The sequence below is a fragment of the Bacteroides sp. K03 genome (assembly GCF_019734355.1).
Classification (GTDB): Bacteria; Bacteroidota; Bacteroidia; order Bacteroidales; family Bacteroidaceae; genus Bacteroides; species Bacteroides nordii.
Window position 1 is genome coordinate 1 of sequence record NZ_JAASHC010000029.1, and the last position, 12,643, is coordinate 12,643.

General features: G+C 38.0%; 10 protein-coding genes. All 10 read left to right on the forward strand.

From position 1 onward, the window contains the following. Window positions 1-585 precede the first annotated feature (585 nt). The 10 genes from HCG69_RS16260 to HCG69_RS16305 all read left to right on the forward strand — a co-directional run bounded on the left by HCG69_RS16260 (window position 586) and on the right by HCG69_RS16305 (window position 12,640). Window positions 586-1,014: a hypothetical protein gene (locus HCG69_RS16260; protein ID WP_221650911.1), complete on the forward strand. Its 429-nt coding sequence runs from the start codon at window positions 586-588 to the stop codon at window positions 1,012-1,014. Window positions 1,015-1,157: 143 nt separating this feature from the next. Beyond that, complete coding sequence (locus HCG69_RS16265) at window positions 1,158-1,967, forward strand: MotA/TolQ/ExbB proton channel family protein (RefSeq protein WP_002562772.1); 810 nt, start codon at window positions 1,158-1,160, stop codon at window positions 1,965-1,967. A 29-nt stretch (window positions 1,968-1,996) separates the two neighbouring features. Further along, complete coding sequence (locus tag HCG69_RS16270) at window positions 1,997-2,602, forward strand: biopolymer transporter ExbD (RefSeq protein WP_007487701.1); 606 nt, start codon at window positions 1,997-1,999, stop codon at window positions 2,600-2,602. 14 nt (window positions 2,603-2,616) lie between these two features. Further along, complete coding sequence (locus HCG69_RS16275; protein ID WP_221650912.1) at window positions 2,617-3,267, forward strand: biopolymer transporter ExbD; 651 nt, start codon at window positions 2,617-2,619, stop codon at window positions 3,265-3,267. 29 nt (window positions 3,268-3,296) lie between these two features. Then, complete coding sequence (locus HCG69_RS16280) at window positions 3,297-4,112, forward strand: energy transducer TonB (protein ID WP_221650913.1); 816 nt, start codon at window positions 3,297-3,299, stop codon at window positions 4,110-4,112. A gap of 4 nt (window positions 4,113-4,116) precedes the next feature. Then, a complete protein-coding gene (locus tag HCG69_RS16285; protein ID WP_221650914.1) occupies window positions 4,117-5,064 on the forward strand; it encodes a PstS family phosphate ABC transporter substrate-binding protein in 948 nt (315 codons plus the stop codon). Window positions 5,065-5,082: 18 nt separating this feature from the next. Continuing rightward, window positions 5,083-6,516: a tetratricopeptide repeat protein gene (locus HCG69_RS16290; protein ID WP_221650915.1), complete on the forward strand. Its 1,434-nt coding sequence runs from the start codon at window positions 5,083-5,085 to the stop codon at window positions 6,514-6,516. 343 nt (window positions 6,517-6,859) lie between these two features. Further along, window positions 6,860-7,456: an RNA polymerase sigma factor gene (locus HCG69_RS16295; protein WP_221650916.1), complete on the forward strand. Its 597-nt coding sequence runs from the start codon at window positions 6,860-6,862 to the stop codon at window positions 7,454-7,456. 387 nt (window positions 7,457-7,843) lie between these two features. Continuing rightward, complete coding sequence (locus HCG69_RS16300) at window positions 7,844-9,034, forward strand: FecR family protein (RefSeq protein ID WP_221650917.1); 1,191 nt, start codon at window positions 7,844-7,846, stop codon at window positions 9,032-9,034. 141 nt (window positions 9,035-9,175) lie between these two features. After that, complete coding sequence (locus tag HCG69_RS16305) at window positions 9,176-12,640, forward strand: TonB-dependent receptor (RefSeq protein WP_221650918.1); 3,465 nt, start codon at window positions 9,176-9,178, stop codon at window positions 12,638-12,640. Window positions 12,641-12,643: the final 3 nt, after the last annotated feature.

Genomic DNA, 12,643 nt, shown 5'->3' on the forward strand with positions numbered 1-12,643 from the left:
CCTGTGAAACTCTGTGCCACTCTGTGGTGAACCAAAGTAAACACCGCCTGGAGAAAACTACCCGTGCGGGAAGCACAGGAAAAAGTGGTTGATAGATAAAAGGGAATAATTGTCTTTTAATATGTATTAATTGGTGTCTATCTGCATTTTATTGAATAATGACATCCAATATAATTTAATTATCAGTTAAATCGGATTAAGGCGGTTTCTGGCATTTACGTTCTACTTGTTATATTATAAAGGAAAGCACTGAAAACAATCTACAAAATTTCTGAAAATCAATAAGTAATATTATATAAAACTCTATAGTGAAACGCTATTAACTATTATATTGTATCCTTCCTAAATGAACTATTTTTAGAAGGAAACTTGATGTATAATCAATCTCTTTTTTGTGTAGGGCATATATTCATTTAAAAGAAAGATTCTTTTAGTTAAAACAAAATGGAACTGAAGTATGTTATTATTGTAGAGTTGAAATTCTTGATAATTAAAAGATGTAAATTATAGGCTTTATATCTGATTAGTTATTATTTTTGCGGCATATTTCAATTCATGATTTGAAACCTTTTTATAAAGTGTACGATGAAAACGTCTGTTAAATATCTACTAATGTTTATTCTGCTGCTGCTATCATTTAGTATGCGGGGGAATGCATTGAATATAGACGATTCTTCTGCTACTACCTGCCAGGTTTCGGAATCTGCTAAAAATGCCGCTTCTTTAGATAGTGAAGATGTTGCTTTTTATAACAGGTTACATGCATTATCAGTTTCGGATGTAGAGTTGGGTTTTAAACCAATCTCCGAGTCACACACTCCCTCCCATAATCAGCGTATGCGTCGCAGCATGGAAATCTTCGATTCTTTGAAGGATATTATGCATAAGCTGTGTCTAAGAGAGAATTTATTAGTACTTGACAAAAGTAAATCCTACCATTCTGATAAGGATCCTTATTACGCTCAATCCAGCAGCGAATACTACATCTTCGCGCTAAGACGTATCCTTATTTAATTCCTTTTTATTTTTTCTGCACGTTTGCTATGCGGCTTAGAATGCTATTCTTTGCCGTAGGGCCCGGGTGCGTTGCGCTCAATTGTACCTCTGAATTTTAAATTCAATCAAATTAATAAATTCTTTAAAACAAAAAACTGATTATGGAAACTACTCAAAAAAAATCCTCGTTTAAAGGTATCAAATCTGCCGGATGGGTTATTGTATGCTGTTTTATACTGGCTATCTGCATCTATGAATTCTTGCTCGGAAATCCTGGAAACTTTGTGAACAACGACCCCAACAATCATCCATTGCCTGGAAACTTCTTAGGAACAATTTACAAAGGTGGTATTATCGTACCGGTTATTCAGACTTTATTGCTGACTGTTCTTGCTCTTAGTGTAGAACGTTATTTTGCACTTCGTTCGGCTTTCGGTAAAGGAACTTTGGTGAAATTTGTAGAAAACATTAAAGGAGCACTTTCTGCTGGTGATTTGCAAAAGGCACAGGAAATCTGTGACAAACAACGTGGCTCTGTAGCTAACGTAGTTACTGCTACTCTGAAAAAGTATGATGAAATGGAAAAAGACAATACATTGTCTAAAGACCAGAAGTTGTTGGCTATTCAGAAAGAATTGGAAGAAGCTACTGCTCTCGAATTGCCTATGATGGAACAAAACCTTCCGATTATCGGTACTATTACTACCTTAGGTACTTTGATGGGACTACTTGGTACAGTTATCGGTATGATCCGTTCATTTGCTGCTTTGGCTGCCGGTGGTAGTGCTGACTCTATGGCTTTGTCACAAGGTATTTCTGAGGCTTTGATCAATACAGCTTTTGGTATTCTTACTGGTGCATTGGCTGTTATTTCTTACAACTACTACACTAATAAGATTGATAAACTGACTTATAGCCTTGACGAAGTCGGATTCTCTATTGTGCAGACATTTGCTGCAACTCATAAATAAGCGTGCGAACCCTTTAAAAAATAAAAATCATGGGTAGAGCAAAAATTAAAAAGAAAAGTACGTTCATCGATATGACGGCGATGAGTGACGTTACTGTGTTGCTGCTTACCTTTTTTATGTTGACATCTACATTCGTAAAAAAGGAACCGGTACAAGTAACAACTCCAGCCTCAGTTTCCGAAATTAAAATTCCGGAAAGCAATATCCTTTCGATATTGGTCGATCCGGACGGAAAGATATTTATGAGTCTGGACAAACAATCGGATATGAGAGAAGTCCTGGAAAATATGGGAAAGGAATATGGAGTTACATTCACACCGGAGCAGGAACAGAAGTTTGCTATCTCTTCTACCTTTGGTGTACCAATGAAAAGCATGAAAACTTTCCTGGATTTACCAACGGATCAACAAGATGCTGTATTGAAGAATGAAGGAATTCCTTGTGATAGTATCGATAATCAGTTTAAGGCATGGGTGCGTAATGCACGTGCTGTGAATTCAGATTTGCGTATTGCTATTAAGGCAGACCAGAATACTCCATATGCTGTGATTAAGAATGTTATGAACTCGCTTCAGGATCTCAGAGAAAACAGATACAATCTGATAACCTCTCTGAAAACTACTTCTGAAAACTAAAAACGAATAAAACTATGAGTGCTGAAGTACAAGAAAGCGGTAAAAAGAAAAAAGGCAGCAAACAGAAAAAGATGACCGTACGCGTAGACTTTACGCCGATGGTAGATATGAACATGTTGCTGATTACGTTCTTTATGCTTTGTACCTCTCTGAGCAAACCTCAGACGATGGAGATAAGCATGCCGAGCAATGATAAAAATATCACAGAAGAACAACAGAGCAAAGTGAAGGCTTCACAAGCTATTACATTGTTGTTGGGAAGTGATAATAAATTATACTATTATGAAGGTGAGCCTAACTATAAGGACTATACATCGTTGAAAGAGACGAGTTATAAGCCGGATGGATTGAGGGCCATACTTCTGAAAAAGAATGCGGCTGCTGTGCGTAAAGTGAATGAACTGAAACAACAGAAGCTTGAACTAAAGATATCAGAGGACGAATTTACAAAGCAACTTTCTGAGATAAAAGGTGGAAAGGATACTCCGACAGTGATTATTAAAGCTACGGATGATGCTTCGTATATGAATCTGATTGACGCTCTCGATGAAATGCAAATTTGCAATATTGGTAAGTATGTGATAACGAACATTGCCGAAGCAGACGAATTCCTGATTAAGAATTACGACTCTAAAGGTGAGCTCTCACAAAATATTGCCGAATAATTAAGTAACACCTAAAAAGAAAAAGAACAATGGCAAAAATAGATTTGACCTCTTCAGCATGGTGTGATCTGATATTCAATGGCAAGAACAAGGCATATGGTGCCTATAAGATGCGTGAAGATTCACCCAAGAGACACAATATAGCGATGCTGTTTGTAGTAGTAGTTGCATTGATCGGATTTAGTATCCCGGCACTTATCAAACTTGCTACGCCTAAACAAAAAGAGGTAATGACTGAAGTTACTACCCTGTCACAACTGGAAGAACCGGAAGTGAAACAGGATGAAATGAAGAGAGTGGAACCGGTAGCTCCTCCGCCTCCTGCCTTAAAAAGCTCTATCAAATTTACAGCACCCGTTATCAAGAAAGATGAAGAGGTACACGAAGATGATGAAATCAAGAGTCAACAGGAATTGACGGAAACGAAAGTTGCTATCTCCATTGCCGATGTAAAGGGCAACGATGAAGCAAATGGTAAAGATATTGCTGACTTGAAGCAGGTGGTAACACAGGCTGAGCCAGAACCCGAAAAAATCTTTGATATGGTAGAACAGATGCCTACATTCCCCGGAGGAAATGCGGAGTTGATGTCTTTCCTTGCAAAGAATATTAAATATCCTACCATTGCACAGGAGAATGGAACACAAGGACGTGTAATTGTACAGTTTGTTGTGGAGAAAGATGGTTCTATTGCAGATGCACGCGTGGCACGTGGAGTAGACCCTTATTTGGACAAAGAAGCACTTCGTGTGATAAAATCCATGCCTCATTGGATTCCCGGAAAGCAAAATGGTAAACCGGTGAGGGTGAAATACACTGTTCCGGTTATGTTTAAATTACAATAATGTGATGATGAAGAGACAATTCTGGTTAATTAGTTTTTGTGTTCTGGCTGCATTGACTTCATGCAACCGAAAACCTAAAGACGGATTTACAGATACATATACGTCAGGTGTTATCTCTATTGCTGCAGATGAAAGTTTTCAGCCTATTGTGCAGGAAGAGATAGATGTGTTTGAGGGAATATATCCTTTGGCCGGAATTGTCCCTCGTTATACTACTGAGGTTGATGCTGTCAATCTTCTTCTGAAAGACAGTGTGCGTCTGGCGATAACCACCCGTACATTGACCAAAGAAGAGATGAACTCATTTCATAGCCGTAAGTTTTTCCCTCGGGAGATTAAACTGGCTACGGATGGACTGGCTCTGATTGTAAATTGTCAAAATCGGGATTCGCTGATTAGTGTACGGGATATTCGTCGGATACTAACCGGTGAGGTAACAAGTTGGAAGGATATTTATCCGGATTCACGTTTGAAAGATATCAGTGTGGTATTTGATAATCCTAATTCAAGTACAGTGCGTTTCGCAACTGATTCTATTTGTGGTGGAAAATCGCTTTCTACAACGAATGTCAAAGCTTTGCGAACCAATCAGCAAGTTATCAATTATGTGGCTCAAACACCGGATGCTATTGGAGTAATTGGTGTGAACTGGCTGGGTAACCGAAGCGATACAACTAATCTTTCTTTCCGTGATGAAGTTAGGGTGATGTCTGTCAGTGCTGAGGATATAGCTACCCCGGAAAATAGTTACAAGCCTTATCAGGCCTATTTATATTATGGAGACTATCCATTGGCACGGCCGATTTATATTTTATTGAACGATCCTCGTAGTACTTTGCCCTGGGGATTTGCTTCATTTTTGACTTCTGACAGAGGGCAGCGGATTATATTAAAGTCCGGATTAGTTCCGGCCACTCAACCAGTACGTATAGTGAGTGTAAAAGACGAATAATAACTAAAATTGATTACAATGAAACGATTTCAATTATTTTTAGCAGGGGCATTTATAGCAACCGGTTCTCTTTTTGCGCAATCGGGAGATGCCGAATGGCAAGCTGGATTTGCCAAAATGAAAACTCTTATTCAGACCGATCTGAACCAGGCTTCGGAACAGGCTGATCAATTATTGAAAGGAAAAAATAAAAAGAATCCGGAATTAGTGATAACTGTAGCACATGCATTTCTGGATGCCGGAAAACTACCTGAAGCAGAAGAATATCTGACTTTGGCAAAGAAAATAGATAGAAAATCTGCTGATGTTTCTGTTCTGGAGGGAGACATTGCTTTTGCCCGGAAAGATGCCGGTACCGCTTGCCAGATGTATGAACAAGCTATCTATTTTAATCCGAAGAGTGAACAGGCCTATTTAAAACTGGCCGATATATACAAAGGAGCTAATCCACAACAGGCTATTGAGAAACTGGAACAGCTGAAAGCGGTTGATCCTTCAAGTGTACAGGCTGACAAAAAGCTGGCTGAAGTATACTATATGAACAATCGCTTTGATAAGGCTGCAGAAGCATATGCCCGTTTTATAGATACTCCTGAAGCTACGGAGAATGATTTAGTGAAGTATGCATTTGCTCTTTTCCTGAATCATAAATTTGATAAGTCTTTGGAGATAGCCAATAAGGGATTGCAGCGGAATGCCCGTCATGCTGCTTTTAATCGCTTGGCGATGTATAACTATACGGATATGAAACGTTATGACGAAGCTAAGAAAGCAGCCGATGCCTTCTTTGGTGCTTCTGATAATGCTGATTATTCTTATTTGGACTATATGTATTACGGACATTTGCTCAATGCTATAAAAATGTATGATGAAGCTGTCATACAATATCAGAAAGCTATCGAACTGGATGCAACGAAAACTGATTTATGGCGTGAAATTTCTAACGCTTATGAGCAGAAGAACGATTATACGAAGGCTATTGATGCCTATCAAAAGTACTATAAGTCACTATCTGCTGATAAACAGACTTCTGACTTACAGTTCCAGATAGGAAAACTTTATTACGGAAAAGGTACGCAAAGTGATACCTTGACCGTTAGTCTTGATGAACGCAAGGCTGCCCTTGCTTCAGCTGATTCTGTTTTTGCAGTGATAGCTCAGGCTGCTCCGGATAGTTATTTGGGTAACTTTTGGCGTGCACGTGCTAATTCTGCGTTGGACCCGGAAACAACGCAAGGTCTGGCTAAACCTTATTATGAAGAGGTGGCTACATTGTTGGAAAGCAAAAATGACCCACATTACAATTCCGCGCTTATCGAGTGTTACAGTTATCTGGGATACTATTATTTGGTAGCTAATAAGCTGCCTGAATCCAAAGATTACTGGAACAAAATTTTGGCTATAGACCCCGCTAATGCTACCGCAAAAAGGGCATTGGATGGCATCAAATAGTAATAATTTTAGTTGTTTGTCGTGTGGGAGGAGTGGAGAGTGATCTTAGCTCCTCTCTTTTTTTGTTTTAACTTTGATGAACTTATAAATCTGGTATATATTTTTTGTAAATGTATATATAATTTCTGACTTAACCTCTCGGGCTAAGAAGATAATTGGTTACTATACAGAGATGTAATGAAGAATTGTTTTATAGTATATTCTACTATAAAATTCCGGTAAAAAGACACAAAAGAATTATGGATAAATAAAAACACTTGTATAGTTGCTTGATTTTCCATTTAGTTTTTATAGTTTTGTGTGATTGAACTTTGGAAACATTATATTTGAACTGTAATATAATATGCAAATAACTGATGAGAGTAGTGCGGTAAAATGGCAAGAATTCTTGCAGGGAGATGAGAATGCGTACTCATGGCTTTATAAAACGTATATACAATTATTATATAGTTATGGCCTGCATTTTACAATGGATGGTGAACTCATTAAAGATTGTATCCAAGAGGTTTTTACAAAGATATATAAAAACAGAAAAACACTTTTACTGCCCGATAATGTAAGGCTTTATTTACTTATTGCATTAAAAAATTGTTTGTTAAATGCGTTAAATAAACAATACAGATATACTGATCTGGAATCTATTCCTTTTATCTTGAGTGAAACGGTAGAAGATGAATTTTTATCTACTGAAGCCAGTAAATTACAAAAAGAAGAAGTAGAAAACATTCTTTCTATTTTAACTCCGAGACAGAGAGAAATTATGTATTATCGTTTTGTTGAGGAGATGGATTTTGATCAGATTTGTAAGATCATGGATTTAAATTATAATTCTGCGCACAATCTGATTCAACGCGCATTGAAAAAGGTAAGAGATAATTATGATTCTATATTATTCTATCTATTCATCTTAAGTTATTTCTCCAAGAATCCAGGGCTCTGATTTATTTATTTCTTGACTTGAGCTGGTTGGCTAAATAAAAGGTATATAGTGTTATTCCTTGCTTATGGTCTCTACTTCCTTATTTAAAACAATCTATTTACGATTAGACGATTTACGATGTACGATTGGGATTACTCTGTCTCTAATAGCACTGAAACAGGCTTTTAAAGAGTAACTTCAATTGTACATCGTAAATCGTCTAATCGTAAATAGATTCATATCCGTATAAAATTGAATATAATCATACCTCATACTCATCCCTTCCCTCTTTTTTTATGTTATTGTGAAGCTGTATTTTTAAGTGCGAACAAATTTTTTCATATTTTTTTTCTAAAAAGTGAGTAATTAATGAGTTTACGTTTGTCCCTATAGTATAAATAAGTCAAAATGGATAAAAATTACAATACATATAAGGCTGACCAACTTTTGGATGATGACTACTTTTTAATGTCAGAACAACATCCTACGCCAGAAACCAGGAAATTTTGGAAAGCGCAACAAAAACGTTTCCCGGAATTGACTCATGAGATAGAATTGGCACGAAAAGTAATGAGTGCTTTCAAAAAAGAAACTACTGAAGTTCTTTCGGAAGAGGATGTAGATATACTTTGGAACCGCATACAGAAAGTAAACAGACAACAGGATAAGAGAAAGACGTTCTCTATGATTGCCAGATGGTCTGTAGCAGCTTGTTTTGCTATTGTAATAGCAGGAGGATGGCTGGTGGTTAAGCATCATACAGAATCGGATAAATTTATGTCAGTTGTTGCCGCTTTACCGCAACCGGATAAGACTGCTACTGATGTACAGCTGATATTGTCAGAAGATAAAGAGATTGTTATCGATACGAAAAAATCTCATATTTTGTATGATAAAGATGGGCAGATACGTGTCGAGACAGAAAAATCGACAGAGGTAATGGAGGATAATGATGATGTGAGTTATAATCAGCTGGTAGTTCCACTTGGAAAAAGTTCGTCTATTACTTTCACTGACGGAACTAAAATTTGGGTCAATGCCGGAACGAGGGTTGTATACCCTGCTGTTTTTGCACAGCGACAGCGTGAGATTTATGTAGAGGGAGAAGCCTATTTGGAAGTTGAACCGGATAAAACAAGACCTTTTATAGTTAAAACGGGTGGTATGCAAGTCAGAGTTTTAGGAACTAAATTTAATGTAAATGCTTATGCTGACGACGTTGTAAAAGAAGTGGCGCTTGTGAGTGGTAAAGTGGAAGTTCTGACTGATAAAAAAGAGGGAGTACTACTTAAACCGAATCAATTGCTTTCTTACAATAATGATCAAATAAAGGTGAAAAATGTTGATGCTACACGGTATACGTCGTGGAAAGATGGACTCTATCAGTATTATCATGAATATCTAAATAAGGTTTTCAAGAATTTATCCAGATACTATGGTAGAGAGATAATATGCGGAGAAGGAGTAGCCGCTCTTACTTGCTCCGGAAAACTGGATCTGAAAAATGAGCTTTCTGACGTGCTTGATGTCTTAAAAAGGGCGGCACCGATTGAGGTGTACGAAACAGATGAGAAGATATATATTAATGTTAAACCCTAAAAAACGAATGGATAGAATGAAAGACGACTCGTAAAACATGATCACAAAAAAAAGCCAGATAATATGGCGAATTATCCGGCCCTGTTTTTTTAACTAAATTTACACACACACAAATGTGTTAACTTAAAATCATTCAAATGTATGAAAAATATAGATACGTTTGACCTTTCTAAGGTCGAACAGGTACGATTTTTACAAATATTGAAGGTTTCAATACTCTTTTTAATACTTAGTTGGAACCCGGTTTTCGCTTCTACTTTCCCGGCTCAGACGCTTATTACTATCGAAGCAAAAAGTAAAGCTGTCAAAGAAATCTTTAACGACATAGAAAAACAGAGTGAATTTATTGTTTTCTTCTTAGATCAAAACATAGATGTTGATAGAAAGGTTAGTCTCTCAGCAAAGAAGCAAACGGTTAATAAGATTCTGGATCAGATGTTTAAAGGGACAGATGTTTCTTATTCTATTGTGGGAAGGCAAATTGTAATCTCTAAAGTTGCCAATAAAACATCTACAGCTCAACAGAGTAAAAAGTGGACATTAAAAGGATTGCTGACTGATGCCGATGGTAATCCGATTGTAGGAGCTTCTGTAATGCTGAAGGGTACTTCGACCGGAGTTTTATCTGATGTAAATGGTTATTATGCTATTGAAGTAGAAAACGGACAGACATTGGAATATCGGTTTATCGGATTTGATACGGAAGAGAAAGTCGTGAAGGCTGGTATGAATGGTAATCTACGCATGCGGGAGTCCAGTGTAAATCTGGATGATGTGGTTGTGATAGGCTATGGTCAGCAAAAAAAAGAGAGTGTGGTTGCCTCTATTAATTCCATAGGTCCGGCTGAACTTTCTATGCCACAACGCAATCTTAGAAATAATATTGCGGGTCAGGTAGCTGGTATTATAGCTATCCAGCGGAATGGAGAACCCGGTAATGATAGTGCCGAATTCTGGATCCGCGGTCAAAGTTCGTATGCAGGAGGTACTTCTCCATTGGTTCTGGTAGATGGAGTTCCCCGTTCGATGGATGATATCGATGTGGATGAAATAGAAACATTTTCAGTATTAAAGGATGCGGCTGCTACGGCCGTGTACGGTTCGGAAGGAGCCAATGGTGTCGTATTGATAACATCTAAACGAGGAAAAGCACAAAAAACAAATATTAGTTTCAGGGCACAATACAGTGTGGTTACACCTACAAGAATGCCTGAATTATTGCCTTCGTATGACTACCTGTCACTCTATAATGAAGGGCAATGGAATGAGGCCGGTAATCCGGATTGGGATAAATTCAACAGGACTTACTCGGATGAGATATTAGAGAAATATCGCACAGGAGCAGATCCTGACTTGTATCCCAATGTGAATTGGATGGATCTGCTGTCTAACAACACACACAATCAACGCTATACATTGAATTTCAGAGGTGGATCTGAAAAAGCTAAGTTTTTTATATCAGGAGCTTACTACAATGAAACCGGTATATTCAAATCCAATCCGATTGAAAAATATGATGCCAATATTGGCCTTGATCGCTATAATTTGCGTACCAATGTGGATATGGATATTACATCGACTACCAAAATATCGGTAGATCTTAGCGGGCAGTATAAGACAAAAAATAATCCGGGAAACACTTCGGATGCTATTTTTGATATGATTACTCAGTTCCCGACGCATTACATTCCGATGTATTATTCTGACGGTAGTATTTCAGAACACTATACATTTGACCCGAGTACCCGTTCTAATCCGTATAACATGCTGAACCATTACGGATATACCAAGAGTTGGAGTATGAATGTCCAGTCTAAAGTCACTTTAGATCAAAAGCTGGATATAATAACAAAAGGACTGTCCTGGAAAGGAAGTGTCAGTTTTGATGCATCGGCTTATTCTATTATTAAGCGTGAGAAATCTCCGAATTCATATTATGCAACCGGACGCGACGAAGAAGGGAATCTGATAAAGACAGAGATAAAGCAAGGTAGTGCATTGGGCAATCCGGCCTATTCAAGTTCAGGCGGTGAGAAGAAAATCTATATTGAAACTTCTTTGAATTATAAAAGACTTTTTAAAGAAAAACATGATGTTTCAGGTATTTTGCTGTATATGCAGAAAGAAAGTCAGAATCAAAATGTTTCGGGTATACAGTTACTTCCGTACAGAAAGCAGAGTGTGGTAGCCAGAGCTGCTTATGGTTATGACAATCGTTATATGCTGGAAGGTAGTTTTGGTGCAACCGGTAGTGAAAACTTTGCATCAGGACACCGTTGGGGAATTTTTCCGGCAGTTGGTGCGGCATGGTATGTTAGCCATGAAAAGTTTATGGAACCTTTGGAAAATATCTTAAGCAAACTAAAGCTGAGAGCTTCCTTCGGTATTACCGGTAATGATGAGATTGGTTCGAGTTCTCGTTTTCCTTATAGAGAATCACTTTCAACAGGAGGTACCGGATACAATATGGGACTTACACCGGGTGTGAATGGTGGTGTAACCGGAGGTAGCGGTGCCGGAATCATTGAACAGGATTTTGCGACTCCTAATCTGACTTGGGAACGTGAACGCAAAATAAATATTGGTGCCGATCTGGGATTTTTCAAAGGTAGTGTTGACTTGATTGTGGACTGGTTTGCCAATCGTCGTAATAATATTCTGCTACGTCGTAAAACAATTCCTTCGGTTGCCGGATTTCGTAATAGTCCCTGGCAGAATTTTGGAGTTACCACCAATAAAGGTATTGATGCAAGTTTAGTCTTTAAACAGCAGATTGGGAAGGTCTTTATGTCAGTGAGAGGAAATCTTACTTATGCTAAAAACAAAGTAGAAGAGTATGATGAAGTGCCTCAGGTTTATCAGTATCAGGCTTATACAGGGCAGTCTATCGGACAGCCGTTGGTATACGTAGCCGAAGGTTTATATACTCCCGATGATTTTGATATTGTAGAAAATGCAAATGGAAGTAAGACTTATACATTAAAAGATGGTATGCCCAATCCGGGTACTCAGGTTGCTCCGGGTGATATCAAATATAAAGATTTGAATGGAGATAAGAAAATCGATTCTTTGGATAAGACGTATGAAAATGGTTTGTATCCTGAAGATCCCAGATTGGTTTATGGATTCGGATTGAATCTGGAGTGGAAAGGCTTCTTCGCCGGAGTGTTCTTCCAGGGGGTAGGGCAAACTTCTGTTAACCTTTTGGCTTCGGCCGGTAACTTTATGCCGTTCCATAATGGAGTAGATGCTTCTTCTGCCCGTATGGAGGCTTTGAACCGTTGGCAGAATGATGATCCTTACAATCAGAATGTTTTATTCCCACGCGTACATGCTACTAAATTTGATAATAATACTTACGGGAGTACATGGTGGTATCGTAACGGTAGCTTTTTGCGATTGAAAAATGTAGAGTTTGGCTATCAGTTCAATAAGCAGATGTTGCGTAAAATCAGTATGCAGAATCTGAGAATTTATGTTCAGGGAACTAATCTGGCAGTTTGGGACAATATAAAATACTGGGATCCTGAACTGGGTGGTTCTAATTCCGGATCAAAATATCCGATATGCGGAACATGGACAATGGGACTTGAAGTTACATTTTAAAAA